Origin of the sequence: Malaciobacter mytili LMG 24559 (assembly GCF_003346775.1) — a bacterium.
GTDB classification, from domain to species: Bacteria; Campylobacterota; Campylobacteria; order Campylobacterales; family Arcobacteraceae; genus Malaciobacter; species Malaciobacter mytili.
The window spans coordinates 76,169-96,271 of sequence record NZ_CP031220.1 but is presented as its reverse complement, the minus strand read 5'-3'; the positions used below and the strand labels follow the sequence as shown (position 1 = coordinate 96,271).

The window sequence follows — 20,103 nt, the reverse complement described above, 5'->3', positions numbered from 1 at the left end:
GTATCTATGAGTTTTTTATCAAAGTATTTCACTAGTAGAGAGAATATTTTCAATGAGTATTTAAAATTAAATAGAGATATTATGCAAATTGTTAAAGATATTAAAGAAATTGAAGACAATTTTGAAAAATATAATATTAAAGATTTTAAAACAGAACAAAAATTAAAGGCACTACAATATGAGAGAAAAATATTAGAAGAAACTTTCATAGATTATGAAAAATATTTTTACAATGTAAAAAAGGGATTGTGGATAGGAGTTGCCATAAATTTAGAATCAGATTCTTTAGAACAAGAATTATTATATTTGCCTTGGAAGAACCTACACAACCATTTCGAAGTTTATGGAACATCAGGTTATGGAAAATCAAGATTAATGGCATCAATGATACGTCAAATGACAAAGTTTGGGTGGTCTTTGATGGTAGTAGATCCCAAAGGAGGGGAAAGACAAGAGGTAGCACAATGGGTATATGACTTTGCAGCAGAAGCAAATAGAAATCATACAGTAATGAGAATAATGTCTGCATTTCCAGATTTATCAGATAAAGGTAATCCGATTTATGCTATGAGTACTGATGAAATTGCATCATTAATATCAGCGATTGCAGTTCCATCCGCAGGAGTAGTTTCATCAAACGATCAATTTTATTCAGGACAAGTCTATAGAACAATAAAAGGTATATTAACTTCAACAGAATTTTTAGAAAAAGCAGCTTATTCAAAAGAAGATATAAGTCGGTCAATAGAGAAAGAAGTAATAAAATATAACAATTTTAAAGAGCATAAAAACACTGAAATATTACATGATGATGGTGTAAATATATTACCTGATATAAGTAAAATTTCATTAAAAGATTTAGAAAAAACAAATGTAAAACATATGATATCTCCTTTTAATAGAACTTTAATAACTTTTAGAGAATTAGCATATTTTTCTAACTACGATAGATTAGTGGAACTAAAACAATTAGTAGAAGATTATCCAATAGCTTCATTAGAAAATGAGTTTGAACTTAGACAAATAAAAGAAGAAGCAATTGGATTATTACACTCAATGGTAACAAAAGAAAAAGCATTTTTTGAAAAAGTTGGTGACTCGTTATCAATTATATTATCACAAATAGCATATGGACCAATTGGGAGTATTATGTGTGATATAAGAATAAATCCAATAGTTCAAAGAATAAGAGATGAAGAGGGTGTAATTATTATATTACAACCTGCTCCAATGAATTTTGAGAAAATATCAGAAATGATGATAAAGATATATACAAGAATGTATTTATCATTATATGGGACAATTGGTACATCAGGAAGAGGCGTAGATAGAAGATTTGGTTTAATTGTTGACGAAGCAAAACCAATGATGTTCCCTGGTATTGAGGAAATATATAATAAAGCACGACAATTAGGAATGACAATTGGTGCATTTTATCAGTCAAGAAGTGATATTAAATTTAAATTGGGAGATACTTTAGCAGACATTGTACAAGATAATACTGCAACTCCTATTTATATGAAACAAGGGAGTGAGGGCTCAAGAAAAGAGTGTGCAGAATCATTTGGGAAAAGGAAGGTAGCAATAAATGTAGCTATGAAAGAAAATGATAATGCAGGTGGAAGAAGTACAGTTGTCTATGAGGATAGAGATTTAGTATCCTCGTCAGATATGGATGACTTAGGAATTGGTGAAGGGTTTATAAAACACTATGGTAAAAAATATTATGTAACATTCCCTTATCAAAAAGATCCAAGTAGTATCAATGTTGAAATGCCAAAACTTGAATATGAGGAATTATACAACCAAGTAGCAATAATTGAGAGAAGATTAAAAAGTGTAGAAAAGAATTTCATAGAAGAAAAAATTGAATAGAGGATAATATGAGTAATAATGAAATTAGTACAATAATAGATATGACAAAAGCAAAAGAATATAAAGATAAACTACGAAAACTATTTGAAGAAATGGAATTAAGAGCTATTGAAAGAGAGGAATTAATAAGAATAATTGCCCTTACATATTTTGCAAAGGCAAATACTTTTTTAATAGGTGAAAGAGGTGTAGGTAAATCCTATGTAATTGATATGTTCGGGAGTATTATTTCAGGAGCGAAAAAATTATGGCAAATTGTAGGTAAAGAGGATACAACAACAGAGGAGTTATTTGGAAGAATTTATACGACAAACGAAGGTGAATTAAAAATTAATACAAAGGGTTCGTTGTTAGAAGCTTTTAGTATTTTTATAGATGAAATGTTTAAAATCAAGGGACGAAAGTTAAGTGGATTATTAGAAGTACTAATAGATAGAACATATACATATGGGGATGGAGAGAAAAAGAAGACAGACATAAATTGTTTCTTTGCTGCTTCAAATGAGTATCCAGAAGATAAGTTTATGGCTCCATATGTGGATAGATTTGATTTTTGGGTAGTAGTGAAAGCAATAGCAGAAAGAGAGAATAGAAAAAAATTATATTTAAATGATTTTATACAAGAACCAATTTTAACAAAATATTTTTCAAAAGAGGATATAGATTTTATATATAAAGAATCAGATAAGGTAATATTTGACAAAATCTTAGTTGAAAGATTTATAGATATTACACAAGAATTTATTAAATCAGAAGTTAAAACATCAGATAGAAAGTATAAAAGAACAGTAAAGTTTATGAAAATTGTTGCTTATTTAAATGGTAGAAGTTATATTGATATATCAGATTTTATATTACTATTGTTTACTTCTTGGCATAATAAAACTGAAAAAGAGAGAGTAGATAAAATTTTCTATAACTATATATTTAGAAATGAACAATATTTAGAAAATGTAATAAATACAATTAATTCTGATTTCAAGGAAATAAAATTGGAATTGAATAATAATTACATTAATTTAATTTATTATAAAAAAATATTTGATATTAATAATAAAGAAGAATATTTAACAAATTATGAAAATATCAATTTGATTTCAAGTTCATGTAGCTATTTACTAGAAGTTATAAAAAATGAACTTTACTCATTTAGAAATGTTGTTGAACAAGTAAATAAGTTGTTTGAGAATAATATATTTTTTGTTAATAAAACAAATCAAGTATTTACACCAAAAATAGAAGAATTAATAAAAGAGTTAGAAAAAGATATTAAAGAGAAGATTGTTATGTTAGAAGAGTGGTTAAAAATTAATAAAACATTATTAGAGTATAAAACAAATCAACAAAAAGTGAATCTTGAAATAGCATATTAGTTCCCAATCATCTTTAGTGATTGGGTATTAGTCAATTTTTCTTATTTTCTATTAACTCTTTTAATAGAGCAACAGTTTCAGTTAATTCAGATACAGTATTTTCCAATTCGTGAATTCTATTATTCATTTCAATCATACCTAGTCCCATTTCTTTAACATTTTTAATAAGTACTGCAACTTTTAAATAAACATTTTTGAAATTATCTTCATCAATAATTACATAATCAATATTACCAATTTTTTTAAGTTTAACTTGTTTTTTTTGTACTCTTGAATTTAAACCGACAGGGGAAATATTTTCAATTTCTCTATAAATTTTAGAAGAGATTAACATTGTGTTTTCATCTAATTGTAAGAATTCTTTTAAATAATTAGCATTATCAAAGAAATCTTTTAAAATTCGTGCAATAAGTGGACTTAAATTTTTATAAGTAGTACTTGAATTTAATAAAGTTTCTAAATTATTATAAATATCCTTTGGTATTGTAATTGAAGTTTGTCTAAATTCATTTGCCATACATAATATCCTCTTTAATAAAAAAATTATATTTAGGTAATAATCTATCTTTTTATACAAGATTATCAAATACCTAAAATCATTATTGCATAATATTATATCAAATATTCTTAATAAAAATATAATAAAAATGACAAAAAATGTCAAAGTTATAGGACTTTAAAATTGAATTATATTTCTATTAAGATTTATTTTAAATTTATTATTATAGAATTTGAAAATTATTATATAAATAATATTTAATAAATATAAATGTTTTTTAAAAATATAAAATAGGACTATAATGCTAAAATTATTAATATCTCTTGTTATAATAATATCAAATTTGAGTTCAACAGATTTTTCAAAATGTACAGTAGACTATGAAGTCATGGAACTAATAGCAATAGCTGAAAAGCATAAAAATAAAGAAGTTGGATATCCATATTTAATATCATTTAATGACTCATTGGAATATAGTAAATTATTAAAGAATCATAATTTTAAAAAATTAGATAATAGAACATTGGACTGTTATAGTATAAATAATTGTACTTTGATTTTAGATAATTTAATATCATTGGGGATCACTAATTTAGATTTAGGTCCTTATCAATTTCATTATAAATCACATAAATCTAATAAATTGGAAGAATATTTTATATTGGAAAAGAGTTATATGAAAGCTTGTAACTTTTTGGAAAAATTAATAAAAAAGTATGGCAATTCCTATGAAACCCTTGCAAAATATCATTCCTCAACAGAAAAATTTAATAAAAATTATCAAAATATACTTATTGATATTTTACAGAATAAGCAAAAAAAGGAGCAAAATTTATGAAATTTTTTACAGTAGGACTGTTTTTAATTTTTTCAATTACAGGTTGTAATTATCAACAACAATTTATTGATATTAAGACAAAAGAAGCAGTTGCAAAATTAATTGTTGATACTAAAAAAGAAAAAAGTTTTTTAGTAGATAAAAAAGTAATAGAGTACTCAGGAGTGAAATTAAATGAAAATGATAAATAGATATATTGTTTCTTTATTATTTCCTGTTGGATTATTAATTGGAGGACCAATTGATAATAAAATAGAGAATAAAAAAAGTGTAGATAATATAGCAAAAGGTTTTGATTATTATGAAGGCACAGTAAATAAACAAATAGAAGCCAAAAAGAGCAATGAAGAAAAGATATTAGAGTACTTAAAAATCATAAAAGAAGAAAATCAAAAACAAACAAAAATACAAAATAAGATTTATGATTTATTAAAAAGAAAATTTGATCCAGAACCAAAGGTAATTACTAAAAAAGATGGTACTAAATGTGTAGCTAATAGTACTGATGATTGTTTTGATTATGCAAGTTTAATTGAGAACCATCCTGAAGTAAATAAAATACCTGCATTAAAAGAATTTCTAAAAGATCCTTATGATTTAAGTAAAACTGCAAATTACTTAAAATGGCAAACTGCACTATTTAATCATGCATTTAATACAGGAAATGCAATACAATTTGCCCAAGAGCAATTTGGAAATGAAAGTGGGGTAATGAGTTTAAATAGGTCTAGTTTCGATGATTCAAAAGGTGTTGCAAATGCAAAGCTCCTACCTGAAATTAAGAAAAAATATTTATATTCAATAAAAGATAAATTTGAGATTAATATATTTATTGGATTAAATATAAATCTTGACATAGTATCTGTAAGTGGAATTGCAGATTTATTAATTACTCTACCAGAGTTAAATTATAAATTCTATTATAAAGATAAAGCTTCAAAAGCTTTATTTGAAGATACTATGAATTTAATTTATGCAGATAACTTAAAAAGATGGAATATAGTTCAAAAACAAATATCTAGTGAAAAGTTTAATGAATTAAATGTTTTGACAAGTCCATCATTTGTGATTTTGTATAAAAAAGATGATGATACAAAAACAATAAAAGCACAAACTATCCATACGGGGCGAATAAATACTTCTTTATTTTATGACAAAGTATTTAATTACTTAGAATATATAAATGAAATTGATTATAAAAAGCTAAGTGACACTGATTTCTGGGATACTAAAAAAGGGGAAGATGAAGCAAAAGAAGAGATAAAAAGAAAGTTTGGTGTAAGTGTAGATGAATTAATAAATAAATATTCAAATGGGGGTAATGAATGAGGCTAATTAAATGTAGTTTAATTTTTATGATTTTGGTAAATTATACATTTGCACAAACTTTTACAAACTCATACTTAAACAATGGTATAAGTGTAGATACAAAAGAACAAAAAGAGATAAGAACATATGAAGATTACATGGAGCTTGAATCATTATTAAAAAAAGCAATAACGCAAGGTGATCAATCTAAATATTTTTCATTAGGTGCATTGTATTTAGAGGATTTTCCATTTAAAAAAGCTGATAAAGAAAAAGCAAAAATCTATTTAAACAAAGCATTAAATTTGGGTTATGGATTAGCATCATTAGCATTAATTGAAGATTATATAATGATTGGTGATTTAGATAATGCTCTATTGCTATTAGAGAAAGGACTAAAAGGTAAGAATACTGATCCAAATAGTAAAATAGTATTAGCGGTAACTTATAATGGAATAGTATTGGATTATAAATTTACAAATATGCCATATGTTCATAAAGCATTAGATTTAACTTATCCAATATCACAAATTACAAATGTATCTTCATTGGATTTTAGTATTGCAAATTTATTAAATATTGCAGGTAATTATGAAGAGGCAAAAAAATATTTAAATACAGCTTGCAATAATCCAAATGTAGAACCTACAATAAAAAATGCTTGTGATAATAGTATGGGAATAAAAAACAACATTAAAAAGAGTACGGAATGTACTACTTGTGGGTTAGGAGCATTAAAATGAAAAATAAAATAATTTCATTTTTCATTGTCTTATGTTTAGTTGCAAATGTATTTGCAACTGATTTAAAAGATATGATAACTGATTATCGTTCAAGTTCAGGAACATGGGAATCTCCTTCAACGGGGACTAAATATCATTATGGAGGAAGTTACGAGTTTACATTTAATGGCTCTAATAAATTTCAACCATTAATTACTTATGAAACACCTTCATTTAAAGTAGGATGTAATGGAGTTTCATTAAAAGGGGGCTTTGTTGGTTTACTTGGATTAAATGAAATAAAAGATCAAATAAAAGATGCAGGAGCATCATTAGCTTGGGGTGCTATGATTGCACTACAATATGCGGTACCTGCATTATTTGATGTTTTTAATAAAATAAGAAGTTGGGCAGCAACTATACAAAGAATGTTACAAAATGCTTGTAATATAGGAACTATGCTTGCCACATCAACAATCTCAGGTAATAAAGCTATGCAAACTGTAAATAATGCAATTAATGATAATCCAATTAGTGATACACTTCAAAGTGGAATGACTGGATTAGATGGGGTTTTCAAAGAAATAGACAAATTTACAAATTGTTCTAATTTAAGCACAGCACCAGGACCAAATGGAGAAATTTCACCTGCTGCAAAGTGTATGGAAAAGCTAGGTTCTACAAAACCTAATCCACCAAAAAACAGTACAAATATTACAGCAGCAAGATTTATTAATACAAATATTCCAATTCCTGATAAATCAGAGAATAAACTATTTATAGATAAATTAAGTAATCTGCTTGACAATGGAAAAATAGATTCAACAACAGTTGCAACGGGAACTGATTTAGCTGAATTTAAAAATTTAATTAAAATTACTAGAGTTTTTTTTGGAGATTTAGCAGTTGACATTGATAGTTATAAATCAAATGTACTTGCAGGAACAGAAGCATTTGAAGGTAAAAAAGGCTATGAAAAAGGTTCATACAAAATAAGTACTAAGTTAATTAAAGACTCACTTAAAAAAACTGCTAGTGGGGATATGAAAGAACAAACACCTCAAAAATTCAAAAAAATACCTGCGGTAATTTCAAGTGCAGAAAATGCTGCAAATGCTTTAATATATGGTATTAAAAAACAAACAAATACATCAAATTGTGGAGATGGATATTGTTATATAGATGATAACACAGTGTATTACTATGATTTTGCAGAGAGTGATGATAGACACGTTGGTTCAGGTATTGTATCAGATACAACAACAAGTACAAAAGAATCTTTAAAACTAACATGGAGTGGGGCATATAATGAATCACTTAAATCAATTAGAACTCTAGTTAGAAAAAAAACAAATATAGAGCCAACATATAAAACAATATATGATGATTTAAAAAGTACAACAATAGAATCGAATTCATTTTCAACAACAATTCCACTAGTTGTTCCAAATGCTACAAGATATGTTGAGATAATTACAAAGATTGAAAAAGTTTCAAATAAAGAGACATATTTATCAGCATATTTAAAAAATATTTTAGCTGAACAAAATTCTATTCAAATTGCAAGAAGCTTATTAAATATGTTGAAAGGTAAGATATCTGATTTATCACAAATAAGTGGAAAAGTAGGTGATGTATTAGCATTTGAAAATGATTTATTAGAAAGAAAAAAAGCTATTGAAATAGAAATAGATAAAATAATTGATAAAAGTAAAGACTCAAAAGACTTAAATGAAATTTTCTTATCAATAGAACAAGAACTTCAAAATAAAAAAGTTAGAAATTTTTAAAAAGGATAAAAATGAAAAAGACATTATTAATTACTACATTATTAGCATCTTCACTTTTTGCAAATGAGCAAAGAGTGGATTTAGAACAATTTAAAAGTATTGAAATGATAAAAAAAAGTGGTATCTATTTAAAACAAGCAAAAAAGCTAGATGATAAATGGTTTTTATTAGAAGGTAAACAAAATGGTAGAAAATTGAATTTATATACTGATAAAAATATGTTAATTGTTGGTAGAGGTTTTAATTTAAAGGATTTTAAAGAAATCAAGTTTGATATTGATACAAAAAAATACAAAGAAAATGCTTTATTTAAAATTGGCAATGGGCCAAATGAATATATTTTATTTACGGATCCTGAGTGTCCTTATTGTAGAATGTTAGATGAAAAATTATCTTCAAAAGCTGCTAAAGAGAATTTTACAATATATACATATTTCTTTCCACTATCATTTCATTTAGCAGCTGTGCCAATGAGTAAAGCTATTTTAAATCAACCAAAAGAGAGAAGAGCAGAGTATTCATCAAAATTAATGAATATGCAATTAGATGAGATTATAAAAGAAGTAGATAAGTATAGTAATGATTTATATAAAAATATACTTATAGCACTTGATAATCAAAGAATGAGCCAATTAGCTTTAAAATATGTAGATGCAATTAATAAAGCTTATAATTTGAAATTAGCAACAAATGATGAAATCAAAAAATATTGTGCATCAAAGATAACACAAACAAAAGATAATGTAAAGATTGACAATATGTTAAATTCTTCAATAAGAAATATTACAGATGATTTTGAAATATCAGGTACTCCAACACTTTATGATATGGAAGGTAATAAGATAAATAATCCAAATGAGATTTTTAGTAAACATCCAATGGTAAATATGGATGCGATTAAAAAAATTGAAAAATTGGGGAAAACGATTAAATTAGGGAAAGAGGGTGCAGAAAAATTATATATATTTTCTAGCACAAAATGTCCTCATTGCGTAGAGCAGTTTAAAAACAAGAAGTTTATTGACTATTTAAAGTCAAAATATGAGTTAAACTTTGTTTTAATGAATACAGGTAATCCAAATTTAGCACTTGCAGAATTAATTTATCTTCACTCAATTAATGATATGAAAAAAAGAGCAGTTGAATTTGAAGCAATTATGAATGGTAAAAGAATTGATAATTTACCAAAAATTGAAACACTTGATAAAAATGCAATTAATGCATATATGAAGTTAATAGATGAGACATATGTAAATAGTACGCCTGTAATTATTTCAAAAGATGGGAAGATTATAGATAGCCCAAATAAACTATAAGAGAGTAGTTATGAGTAAAAAGATACTTGCAATATTTATTTTTATAGGTATATTTGTTAATTGTAATGCATCTGAAAAAGAAGCATTACCTGAGACAAAAATAATTGAAGTATATGACAATGCAATTTTAAACTTAATTAATCAAGTAAATAGCTTAGAAAATAAAGTAAAAGAGCTAGAGAACAATAAAGTTATTAACAAGCAAAAAAAGAACGAAATTGTATCTTCAAAAAAAGAGTATATTCTTAAAAGTTGGCATGGGCGATTAAGAACTGAACCGAATTTAAAATCTGCAACTGCAGGTTTTATAAAAATGGGGAGTATCTTTAAAGGTATTGAATACGATAGTGATTGGATAAAAACTGAATGGAATTTATTTATTTCAAAAAAAATTGTTGAAGAGTTAGATGATAACAAATTTAAAGTATTGACACTTACTGAAGACAAGTATTTAAGAAAAGAACCCAAATATGATAAAAAATACATATATCAAATGTTGCCTAAAGGGACAGAAATAGTTGTATATGATGTTGAATTAAAAGAACATTGGTTTATCACTAAATATGGATATTACATAAAGTAAAATAGGAAATACAATGAAGCCAATAGAAATAAAATATATAGATGATGTAACACTTTTAAAAAATAGAAGTTGTTTACTTAAAGATTTAGCAAATGGAAAAGATAGAATCTTATTTTTTCTAAATATTGATAATTTTAGTGAAATAAATTGTATATATGGAGAAGAAATTGGCAACATTGTACTTCTAAGTATTGCTTTTAATTTAAAAGATACATTTAGTATAAATAATATATATAGGATTGGAAACGATGAATTTGTTGTTTTATTTGATTATACAAAAGATAATTTTGAAAGACTAATTTTAAGAATTAAAAATTTTACAGAAGAATTGATAGTAAAAGGAATTAAAACTGATAAATTAGAAGAACAAATTTTTATATCTCTAACTTCATCAGTATCTTACGGAGAAAGAGATTTATTAACAAAAGCACAAATTGCTTTTAAAGTTGCAAGAAAAAATAATTCATATTTTGAGATATACAAAATTAGATTTGAAGAGTTAAGAAATAAAGCAATAAATTTAAATCTTCAAATAAATAAATATAAAGAGGCAATAAGATTAGGAAAAATTATTGCATATTATCAACCAATAATAAGAAATAGTGATAAAAAAATAGTTAAATACGAAGCACTTGCAAGATTATCTTATAATGAAGAGATAATTAGTCCCATACATTTTATAGAACTTGCAAAAAGAACAAAGCTATATAATAAAATCACACTAGACATGATAAAAGCTGTATTTGAAGATTTTTCAGATAGAGAAGAAAAAGTATCAATTAATATTTCAACAGAAGATATCTTCAACAAAGACATAGCAAATAAGATAATAAAAGAATTAGAGAGTTATGAAAATTCGCACAATATAATTTTGGAGATTACAGAAAGTGGAAGTATTAAAGATTACGATTTGTTAAACACATTTATTAAACAAGTTTTTAATAAAGGTTCTTCAATTTCATTAGATGATTTTGGGACTGAATATTCAAATTTATCTCATATATCAAATATAGATACACAATATTTAAAAATTGATGGACATTTTATCAAAGATTGTCATATAAATAATAAAAATTATGAAATAGTTAAATCAATTGTAGATTTTTGTAAAAAACTAAATATAGAAACAATTGCAGAATTTGTTGAAACAGAAGAAATATATCAATTAGTTAAAAAAATAGGTGTTGATTATTCACAAGGTCACTATTTTGGTGAAGCACAACCACTAAATAAAATAAAAAGGAGAACATGATGTTAAAAATAATACTAGGATTAACATTTTTTATACTAAGTTTAAATGCAGATGTATCTGATCCTTTATTATCAAATTATTTAAAACTTGGAGGAAAGGTATCTATAGAGACAAAAGAGATACTTAAAAAAGATGAACATTATAAAAAAGCATTAGAAGATATTTTAACAATAAAAAAATATCCGTCAAAATATAAAGATGTTCATTCAGGAGAGTTAAAAAATACTACATTTAATGCTCCAAATTGGGCAGGAAGTTATATCAACTTTAGAAATAGTGCATTAGAGTACAAAAATCCTATATCAGCCTACTATGGACTATATATAATAAATTCTTTCATTGGTCTAAATTTAAAATTGCAAGATTATATTTTATTTGCAGATATTTTGTATCAAAAAGAAAAGAACATGTGTAATTCATATTTAAATTATGCAGCAATATTTGAAAAAGGTTTAGGAAGTTCAAAAGATTTTAAAAAAGCATTATCAATTTATGAAGAAGGTCTTAAAAATGCTTGTCAAAAAGGATGGCAAAGACAAATTGTTGAATCTAAAATTTGGTATTTAAAAAGAAATATAGAATGAAAAAATTAATATTTTTATTCATATTAGTATTAAATCTTTATTCATTTGAAGACTTGGGAATAATAGGTGAAGTAGAACCAATTGAGGGTAAAACTTTAATGGATGTATTAACAGAAAAGTACAATAAATTAGACAAACTGAAATTAGAAAAAGATTTATTAAATGCAAGAAAAGAATCTCTAAAATTAAAAAGTAACTTACCTACATGTAAAGAGACAAAAGTAAGAGAATTTACACCACTAATTACATTAAAAGAAGATATTGTTGTACCAATAGAAAATAGAGTATTATATACAAAAGGTACATATAATATATTAGATACTTTCAGTATTATTTTTCCTTACCACATTCTTTTTATAGATTATGATGATGAAATTCAAAGGTTATTACCAAATGCATTTGGTAATACAAGTATTCTTACATTAATTGCGAAGGGTGATATTAATAAGCTTGTTGAAGAGACAGATAATGTTCAAATTGCAAGAGAAGATTTTGAAATCAAATCATTTAATATACAATGTTTACCAACAATTGTAACACAAAGAGATAATAAGTTTATAATAAATGAATACAATCCTGAAGAATTAATTGAAAAGGAACAAAAGTGATTAAATATATTATATTTTTGGGAGTTTTGATTAATTCAGTTTATGCAGAAGCTCCTATTTTAAAATTTATGAGTAATATTGATTGGCACTTTATGGGTGATAAAACTTCATTTTCAATTGACTTATGTAGTTGTACAAATGATGCAGATATTAAATCAGCAGGACTTAAAGCAACGATTGCAGAGCCAGTTGCAATGCTTGAGTTTACAAATACACCTTGGAATATTGTGGCAATTGGTAAAAAGTTTGATAAAAGTATAACAAGAAAGCAAGGTACATCAAGAGCAGACAATGGTTATAGAAGATATGGACACTTTATCGCTTTTGCACCTTTAGGGTTATTAAATTTTGTTCAAGATGCAGTATGTTTTGAAAGAATGTCTAGTTTTTCTTTTTTATATTGGTCTGAGGTAATTCCTTCACAAACTAATGATGTTATGGCTTTATTTACACAAGGCTCTAAAGGTCCATTCTCTAAAATATGGTATAACAATCCAATTGCAGCACTTGCTTGTTCAGCAGATTGTATTGCTACATATTTTAATAAAAATATAAATAGCTTACATTGGTGTGCAGGATGTGCAGGTTCAACAGGTAATAATACTGCATATGGTGGAGGAAAAGTTGAAGAACCAATTTTAGCTTCACATGCACAAGCTTTAGGAATGGTTGATGATTTACATTATGGGGGATTACTTGCATTAACTTCAAAAGCTCCTTTTCAATTCTCACCAGTTGAAAAAATACCAAATGCAACTTGTGGTGCAAAATATTTCCCAATTGCAGTTAAAAGTGCAAATGCATATAACTTAGCATATCCAACTGTATGGGATGCGACTGTAACAGGTAAAGTTGCTTTTATGTGGACTAATTTTAAAAACAAGCCAACTTCTGAAGATGATACTGCTTCTTGGCTATGGGTTATTAAAGATACTTGTATTGGTGCTGCAAAATGCAAATCTATGTTCACAAAAAAAGTTAACTAAGGTGTTTATATGATTAAATTTTTTTTACTTTTAACTATCGGAATTTTCTTATATGCAGATTCAAAAAGTGATTATGATAAATATTTAAATAAGCAATTAAAATTAAATGAAACTATCATTAATGACTTAAAAACAAATTCAGAAAATAAGAAAAAAGTTGACATTAGTGAATTATTAGATTTTCAAAATAAAGATTTAACAAAAAGAGAAATAATCTCTCAAGAGTTTCAAAAATTTAATGAAGCTTTAAATTATTTTGACAATATTCCCAATATCAAAAATCAAATAAATACTATGTATAATGATTATAATCAAAAATTAGATGATAAAGATTCATTTACTATTATTTATTTGGTTTCACAAAATACTAGTTATGCAAGTCTTAAAAAATATAGTGTAGAGTTTGAAGTACTTAAAAGTCATTTCCCAAATACACAATCAAAGATATTCTTAATTAATTACCCTGATGATTATACTGATTTTAAAGATGGCAATATTAATACTAAAATATTTAAAGATATGACTTATAAAAGTGTGTATGGGGTTCTTAAAATATTTACAGATGGAAATTATACTTATAAAGTAAATAATATCAAAAATTTAGTAACTAATACAAAATTAATTGATACATTTACTATTATTGATATTTATGGCAAAAATAAAACTATTAATATTGATTTAAAAGTAAATAGTAATGGTGAACTAAAAGTAATAAGTGAATTTACTCCAAAAGGTATGTACAGATATTTAACAGAATTAAAAGAGTATGGTTTTCAATCTCCATCTACTAAGTTTCATGTACACCCTTTAGTTTTTGAAAGTTTAAATTTAAAAGTAGTTCCTGCATATTTATTGACTTATTGTGATAATGAAGATTTTAGATATAAAGAGTGTAAAAATGAATTTTTATTAAGGGGAAATATTACTCTAACTGAATTTCTTAAAACAGTTTCTAATAAAGATAAAAACTATGATAAATATTATACTGCTTTACTTAGTGGTAAAAAGGAATAGGTAATGTATAGATTTTTTTTAATTTTTTTACTAATGATTAATCTATTTGCTTACAGTGAGGTAAGTCAAGAAAAAACAGAAGAAGAAAAAGCTGCTGAACAAAGAAGAAATTTACAACTAGACAAAACAAAAGTTATTGAAACTAAAACATACGAAGAAGGTACTAATGACGAAAAAGTAGAAAATTGGAACGCTTCAGATTGGAAAACAAATCTTGAAACTACAAATACAGGTAAAAATGCAATATTTAATGCAAGAAGTTTATTTGGTGGATCAGACACTACAAGTTCTTATTCTAACAATCCTAATTTAATGATGGGAAGTAGTTTAGAGAATAATGAACAAGCAAAATTTTTCACGCAAGAAGAACAAGATGGATTAATTGCAAATTCAACTGGTGCAAATAGCAACGCTAATTTAAATTTATCAAATACAATTAAGTGTTATATTGCAAGAGATATTCCAGTTAGATACAAGTGTCCTAGAAACGGTTTAACTGTTTCAAAGACTATATCATCATCAGGATTAGAAGCAAAAGCCAATTGCGAAGAAAATTGCTATGAAAGTGTTCCATGTTTAAGTTTAAATAATACACCAAAAATTACTACAATAACAATGGATGAGGTTAACCTTTCAACACAAGAAGTACTAGACTTTACATCAAGCAAAGAAATTAGTTCAGATGTTATATTAGACTATATATCATACGAATTAGAAATAACAAAAAAAGATGATTCTAAATTAGATGATAATGAGATAAGTACTCAATTAACACTAAATACTTATGATTTTGAAGATGAAATTCCAGTTTTTGCTGAACAGAGATTTGGAATGGGAAAAATGGTTGAAAAAATTAGTATTAATAGACCAGTTGATAAAATAGAATTTATTATAAAAAGAAGTAATACTGATACAAATGTAATTATTAAAAATATAAAAGCAGTTTATAAAATTGATACAAAATTTGTATGTTTAGATTTACAAGATATATCAGGATTATTACCAAGTGGTTATGCAAGTAAATGCCCTAGTGGTAATATTATGAAATTTAACACAGGTACAAAAACTGTTGAAATATGTGCTGACTATGGAATAGTTGGTGATAATAGAGACGGTACATATTCAGAATTAAGCTCTTGTCAAGCAATTTGTAGACAACAATTTTCTTGTGTGTTAGATTCTACAATTACAGATACTAATCTATTACAAGATTTTAGAGAAGGGTGCATTGAAGGTCAAGAAGAATGTAAAAAGAATCAAGATTTATGCAGAGATTTAAGAGTTTCAGGTGCAAAAATAGTTAATGAAAATGTATTTAATGCAAGATTAGAGGTTACAAATACAGTAATTAATTCTGCACAAGTACAAGGTGTAAACAGACCAAGACCTTTATTGAGAACTGATTTAGATTATGAAACGATAAAGAAAGAAGAATGGAAAGACGAAGGTTATTTATACATGTTAATGAATAATAATTACAAATCAACTATTCTAAATATAGGAGAAAACACAGAAAGTAGTAATGCATACTCTTATGGTATTGAATATTCAAGTTTTGGATTTCCTATAAGAACTTTAAATTGGTTATTAAAGCCAAAATCAAATGATGTTGAAAATGGAAGTTTCTATTTTTATAACATTATAGATACTGTTGTAGAAAGAACTATTATTGATATTAATGGTAATAAGAAAAAAATGAAAAATAAAATAATGTATTTAAGAACATCAAAAGATAATGATTTTTTTAAGCCTTTCGCAATAATAGAAAACTATGCAACAAATATTTTTTCTGATGGTGTTTATACTGAAAGTATAAGTCCAGAAGCTAAATGGGAATATAAAACTTTTTCAGGAACAAGTTGGGTTTTACTTGATAAAAATCAAGCTGCAGAGTATTTTAATTTTTCAGAAATTATTTTAGACAAACCATTTATGAGAATTAAAATAATAAATGACATAAAAACATTCTACGACAAATTACCTGGAATTATAAGAAAGAAAATTGTAGTTGGTCCATATGAAACAAAATTTTATACGGGGGCATATGATGGAACGGGTGAAGTTGTTGGAAAATATACTGAATATGTTTTATATAGTCCGAATAAATTAACATATGAGAATTTATTTACTTTAGTAAATAATAATGAGATACAACCTATATATGATAATATTACCTCATCAATGTACCCTAAAACACTAAAGAATGATAATGGAGACATTGATTCTAATATTAATACTTATTTATATGGCTTAAATAATAAAAAAGATGGATATATAAGAATTTTCCCTAAAAAAACTGAATTAAATAAAAAAGGATTCTTGTATATATTCGCATATTAAAGGTTTTACTACATTAATTGTAGTAGCCTTTTCATTTCATTTAAATAAATCTTTTAATACTATCTAAAATAAAATAATAATACTTATGTGATATTTTATAATTAAAATAATATAATTAATATAAAAATGAATTTTAATATTTTCATAGGGGTATTTACATGTATAAAAAAATATTTCTTCTTCTAAGCTTTTTGGTACTAATACCTTTATTTGCTGCAAATAAAGAATTATTAAAACCTAATAGCACAATAGTAGATTTTACATTTGAAAGTATTAATAATAGTCCAACATTTAATACTGGAACTATTGTAGATAAGGTTTCATTAGAAGTTGAAGCTTCACAACAATTGATACCAAGAGAGTTCTTAGTAGGTAATTGTTATAAAGATAGCTTTAATAATGAATATTGTGAGGAAGCATTATCTGAATGTTCTCAAGAGTGGGATGTTGAAGATGGATTTAGTCAGTTACATACTTCTACAACTGTTGATTATACTAATAAAATTGAGAAAACAATTACTACATCAATTACAAAGAGATTAGTATTATCTGCGTCTAGTAAGTTAAGTTACACTACTAATAGAGATAATCAAGTATTTATATACCCCTATATTAATGGAAATGTAGCAGCATTTTATAGTTGTTATTCTGCAAAAGGAGGAGATCTTTACAGGTGTTCTTCTTCTTTTGTAAATGTAGGTTTTGATGAAGCAATATTTAAGGGAGGATATTCAAAGGGTGGTTATTATTATTATGCTTTAAAAGCAACTGGTATGAGATTAACAAAAGGTTTAGTTTATGGAGAGGGAAATATATTAAAATGGAGTGGAGGAAGAGATTATATAATTTTTGATTCTGATGTAATTATCAAAGGAAGTATGAATATTACAGAAAATGGTAATTCTATTAGAATTTTAAATAATAAATTATATGGAGACTGTGTAAGTAAATCACAATGTAATGATCAAGGATTAGAATTTTATAAAAATATAAAAAAATCAGAAACAATTAAAGAATGTCCAGCAGGATATTTAGAAACAACTGGAACGGAAGTAAGTAAAGGAGAGTGTAAAAAGGAAATTTCTTACACTTTTTATGATTATATATGTTCTGATTTATCAAGTAATCAAAACTACAATTATATTCCACAAAATAAAGGGGGAGATTGTAATAAAGTTGATACAGATAATACTATAGTAAATACAGAGCTAGCTTCACCTTGTAATTCTTCAACTCCACCTGCAAATAATTGTAAACGAGAAAAATTTACTTGTGTTTCTGATAAAGATAGACCTTGTGCATATGTAGATAACAAATGGCAATGTTCACCATTTGTTTGTAATAATGATAGTAAATGTGGATATGGAACTTGCAATGGAAGAACAACTTCAAATACATATATTATGCCATATGAATTTCATCCAATAGAAGCTATAAGTAGAAGTGGGGATGCTTGTACTCCAATACCTTGTAATTCAGATTATGAATATGATGATGGAATAGCTACAAAAATAGATGTAATTACTTGTGCAAATGGGAAAGTATTAAATGAAAATACTTACAAATGTGAAAATTGGGACTATGTTGATAAAGTAACAACCACAACTTCGTATAATGCAGTATACCAATATTATGGGCAATGGTATGGGGGATATCCAGGATTATGGCAATATTGGTATGGAACACCTACTCTTGGATATTGTAGTTCATTTGCTTTTACAAACGAATGTACAAATAATACAGTAGGAGCTGGTTCTTTTGGTTCTAAAACATATTCATCTTTAAAGAGATGTAACTGGAATGGAGATGGTCCTATTTCACAGACGTACACATTTACTTGTAGAATAAATGGAGGGGCATATACTTGTCCAAATGGAGGGACATTAAAAGGAACAATATGTGAGAAGCAAGAAATTACTTGCCCAGAAGGGTATGAAGATAATGGGACAAATTGTAAAAAGCTGAATACTTCAGAATTAGATCAAGAATACTATTATTATACATACGATTGTAAAGATGAGGTAAATCAATTTGGTAATAATTGGGAACTTCAGACGGCTAATGAAAATCCAGGATGTGTAGTAGATGAAACTGGAAAATGTACATCATTTACAAAACAAAACAATGTTTGTAGGAGATTAGTACATAGATGCCCAAATGGGACTGGAGTTTGTAGTTTAAATGGTAGCGGACAATATCAATGTTCATTAGATAATTGCGAAGAAGGAAGGATGCCTTGTACTTCACAATTTTGTGATTTAGCATTAAATGACAAAATAAGTTATTGTATAGGGGAATCAAGTTGCCCACAAGATCCAAGAGTATATGAAAAAGATGGAAAGTGCTATATTGATGAATGTCCTAATGGTACTTTTTTAGATGCTAATAATAATTGTGTGAAAGAGTAATAAGTGATATATGAGTATTTAAATTCCATATTAACTTATTATTTAGAGTTAGATACATATTTACTAAAAATAATGAATGGCTCAGAGTTTTATGTATATATTTTATTAACAATACTTGTAATGTCAATAAAAGCAAAAAGTAATCAGAGTATGTATGTTACTTCATTTGTATATTTAATTGGTACTTTTTTTCATGAACTTGCACATTATATTGCAGCAATAATATTAATATTAAAGAAACCAAAAGGTTTTACCATAATTCCTAAAAGAGTAGTAATAGATAAAAAGAAATATTATTGTTTAGGAAGTGTAGATATAAATAATGAAGATTTAAATTGGTTTAATAGTGCTTTAATTGCAATGGCTCCGTTAGTACTACTTATATTAAGTTATTATGTATATTTATATTTTTATACATATTATTTAATTTATTTCAAAATGTATTTTTTTACTCATTTAATATATATTTTTTTATTAGTAACCTTAGTAGTAAATTCAATACCATCAATAACAGATTTTAAATTATCATTAAAAGGAGGAAGTTTAATAATATGGACTATTTTTATATGTGGTGTAATATACCTCATCATCAAAATATAAGGGAATA

The 20,103-nt window shown here is 25.8% G+C and carries 18 protein-coding genes; 17 read left to right on the top strand and 1 reads right to left on the bottom strand.

The window, feature by feature from the left end:
- The first annotated feature begins 6 nt into the window (after positions 1-6).
- Both AMYT_RS14415 and AMYT_RS14410 read left to right on the top strand, forming a co-directional pair.
- Positions 7-1,875: a type IV secretory system conjugative DNA transfer family protein gene (locus AMYT_RS14415; protein ID WP_114843315.1), complete on the top strand. Its 1,869-nt coding sequence runs from the start codon at positions 7-9 to the stop codon at positions 1,873-1,875.
- Positions 1,876-1,883: 8 nt separating this feature from the next.
- Positions 1,884-3,248 (top strand): AAA family ATPase, encoded by a 1,365-nt coding sequence (locus AMYT_RS14410; RefSeq protein WP_114843314.1) that lies wholly within the window; start codon positions 1,884-1,886, stop codon positions 3,246-3,248.
- Between the two features lie 31 nt (positions 3,249-3,279).
- Here AMYT_RS14410 and AMYT_RS14405 read toward each other — a convergent pair whose 3' ends face one another.
- Complete coding sequence (locus AMYT_RS14405) at positions 3,280-3,765, bottom strand: hypothetical protein (protein WP_114843313.1); 486 nt, start codon at positions 3,763-3,765, stop codon at positions 3,280-3,282.
- A 283-nt stretch (positions 3,766-4,048) separates the two neighbouring features.
- Between AMYT_RS14405 and AMYT_RS14400 the strand changes: the two genes are divergently transcribed.
- The 15 genes from AMYT_RS14400 to AMYT_RS14330 all read left to right on the top strand — a co-directional run bounded on the left by AMYT_RS14400 (position 4,049) and on the right by AMYT_RS14330 (position 20,096).
- Positions 4,049-4,585, top strand: coding sequence for a lysozyme family protein (locus AMYT_RS14400; RefSeq protein WP_114843312.1), 537 nt, complete (start codon positions 4,049-4,051; stop codon positions 4,583-4,585).
- Positions 4,582-4,776, top strand: a complete 195-nt coding sequence (locus tag AMYT_RS14395) for a hypothetical protein (protein ID WP_114843311.1) — start codon at positions 4,582-4,584, stop codon at positions 4,774-4,776. Before AMYT_RS14400 ends, AMYT_RS14395 begins: the two co-directional genes overlap by 4 nt.
- A complete protein-coding gene (locus tag AMYT_RS14390) occupies positions 4,760-5,914 on the top strand; it encodes a hypothetical protein (RefSeq protein ID WP_114843310.1) in 1,155 nt (384 codons plus the stop codon). The genes AMYT_RS14395 and AMYT_RS14390 overlap by 17 nt, the downstream gene beginning before the upstream one ends.
- Positions 5,911-6,636 carry an SEL1-like repeat protein gene (locus tag AMYT_RS14385; RefSeq protein ID WP_114843309.1) on the top strand — a complete coding sequence of 242 codons (726 nt, stop codon included), beginning with the start codon at positions 5,911-5,913 and terminating at the stop codon, positions 6,634-6,636. Before AMYT_RS14390 ends, AMYT_RS14385 begins: the two co-directional genes overlap by 4 nt.
- On the top strand, positions 6,633-8,405 hold the full coding sequence (locus AMYT_RS14380) for a conjugal transfer protein TraH (RefSeq protein WP_162919527.1): 1,773 nt from the start codon (positions 6,633-6,635) through the stop codon (positions 8,403-8,405). The genes AMYT_RS14385 and AMYT_RS14380 overlap by 4 nt, the downstream gene beginning before the upstream one ends.
- Before the next feature lie 11 nt (positions 8,406-8,416).
- Positions 8,417-9,721, top strand: a complete 1,305-nt coding sequence (locus AMYT_RS14375) for a thioredoxin domain-containing protein (RefSeq protein ID WP_114843307.1) — start codon at positions 8,417-8,419, stop codon at positions 9,719-9,721.
- A gap of 10 nt (positions 9,722-9,731) precedes the next feature.
- Positions 9,732-10,304: a hypothetical protein gene (locus tag AMYT_RS14370; RefSeq protein ID WP_114843306.1), complete on the top strand. Its 573-nt coding sequence runs from the start codon at positions 9,732-9,734 to the stop codon at positions 10,302-10,304.
- A gap of 13 nt (positions 10,305-10,317) precedes the next feature.
- Complete coding sequence (locus AMYT_RS14365) at positions 10,318-11,556, top strand: EAL domain-containing protein (RefSeq protein WP_114843305.1); 1,239 nt, start codon at positions 10,318-10,320, stop codon at positions 11,554-11,556.
- The gene (locus tag AMYT_RS14360; protein WP_114843304.1) at positions 11,556-12,140 is read left to right on the top strand and encodes a hypothetical protein; all 585 of its coding nucleotides are present in this window, start codon (positions 11,556-11,558) and stop codon (positions 12,138-12,140) included. The genes AMYT_RS14365 and AMYT_RS14360 overlap by 1 nt, the downstream gene beginning before the upstream one ends.
- Positions 12,137-12,748, top strand: a complete 612-nt coding sequence (locus AMYT_RS14355; protein ID WP_114843303.1) for a hypothetical protein — start codon at positions 12,137-12,139, stop codon at positions 12,746-12,748. The genes AMYT_RS14360 and AMYT_RS14355 overlap by 4 nt, the downstream gene beginning before the upstream one ends.
- The gene (locus AMYT_RS14350; RefSeq protein WP_114843302.1) at positions 12,745-13,734 is read left to right on the top strand and encodes a TraU family protein; all 990 of its coding nucleotides are present in this window, start codon (positions 12,745-12,747) and stop codon (positions 13,732-13,734) included. The genes AMYT_RS14355 and AMYT_RS14350 overlap by 4 nt, the downstream gene beginning before the upstream one ends.
- 9 nt (positions 13,735-13,743) lie before the next feature.
- Positions 13,744-14,748, top strand: coding sequence for a VCBS domain-containing protein (locus tag AMYT_RS14345; protein ID WP_114843301.1), 1,005 nt, complete (start codon positions 13,744-13,746; stop codon positions 14,746-14,748).
- 3 nt (positions 14,749-14,751) lie between these two features.
- Entirely contained in the window at positions 14,752-17,088 is a 2,337-nt protein-coding gene (locus tag AMYT_RS14340) for a hypothetical protein (protein ID WP_114843300.1), read from the top strand.
- 158 nt (positions 17,089-17,246) lie between these two features.
- Positions 17,247-19,496: a hypothetical protein gene (locus AMYT_RS14335; protein WP_114843299.1), complete on the top strand. Its 2,250-nt coding sequence runs from the start codon at positions 17,247-17,249 to the stop codon at positions 19,494-19,496.
- A 3-nt stretch (positions 19,497-19,499) separates the two neighbouring features.
- Complete coding sequence (locus tag AMYT_RS14330; protein WP_114843298.1) at positions 19,500-20,096, top strand: hypothetical protein; 597 nt, start codon at positions 19,500-19,502, stop codon at positions 20,094-20,096.
- Positions 20,097-20,103: the final 7 nt, after the last annotated feature.

Bases quoted from the DNA above. Each gene is read 5' to 3' on its own strand.
- AMYT_RS14415 (WP_114843315.1), top strand. From the start codon at position 7: ATGAGTTTTTTATCAAAGTATTTCACTAGTAGAGAGAATATTTTCAAT.
- AMYT_RS14410 (WP_114843314.1), top strand. From the start codon at position 1,884: ATGAGTAATAATGAAATTAGTACAATAATAGATATGACAAAAGCAAAA.
- AMYT_RS14405 (WP_114843313.1), bottom strand. From the start codon at position 3,765: ATGGCAAATGAATTTAGACAAACTTCAATTACAATACCAAAGGATATT.
- AMYT_RS14400 (WP_114843312.1), top strand. From the start codon at position 4,049: ATGCTAAAATTATTAATATCTCTTGTTATAATAATATCAAATTTGAGT.
- AMYT_RS14395 (WP_114843311.1), top strand. From the start codon at position 4,582: ATGAAATTTTTTACAGTAGGACTGTTTTTAATTTTTTCAATTACAGGT.
- AMYT_RS14390 (WP_114843310.1), top strand. From the start codon at position 4,760: ATGAAAATGATAAATAGATATATTGTTTCTTTATTATTTCCTGTTGGA.
- AMYT_RS14385 (WP_114843309.1), top strand. From the start codon at position 5,911: ATGAGGCTAATTAAATGTAGTTTAATTTTTATGATTTTGGTAAATTAT.
- AMYT_RS14380 (WP_162919527.1), top strand. From the start codon at position 6,633: ATGAAAAATAAAATAATTTCATTTTTCATTGTCTTATGTTTAGTTGCA.
- AMYT_RS14375 (WP_114843307.1), top strand. From the start codon at position 8,417: ATGAAAAAGACATTATTAATTACTACATTATTAGCATCTTCACTTTTT.
- AMYT_RS14370 (WP_114843306.1), top strand. From the start codon at position 9,732: ATGAGTAAAAAGATACTTGCAATATTTATTTTTATAGGTATATTTGTT.
- AMYT_RS14365 (WP_114843305.1), top strand. From the start codon at position 10,318: ATGAAGCCAATAGAAATAAAATATATAGATGATGTAACACTTTTAAAA.
- AMYT_RS14360 (WP_114843304.1), top strand. From the start codon at position 11,556: ATGTTAAAAATAATACTAGGATTAACATTTTTTATACTAAGTTTAAAT.
- AMYT_RS14355 (WP_114843303.1), top strand. From the start codon at position 12,137: ATGAAAAAATTAATATTTTTATTCATATTAGTATTAAATCTTTATTCA.
- AMYT_RS14345 (WP_114843301.1), top strand. From the start codon at position 13,744: ATGATTAAATTTTTTTTACTTTTAACTATCGGAATTTTCTTATATGCA.
- AMYT_RS14340 (WP_114843300.1), top strand. From the start codon at position 14,752: ATGTATAGATTTTTTTTAATTTTTTTACTAATGATTAATCTATTTGCT.
- AMYT_RS14335 (WP_114843299.1), top strand. From the start codon at position 17,247: ATGTATAAAAAAATATTTCTTCTTCTAAGCTTTTTGGTACTAATACCT.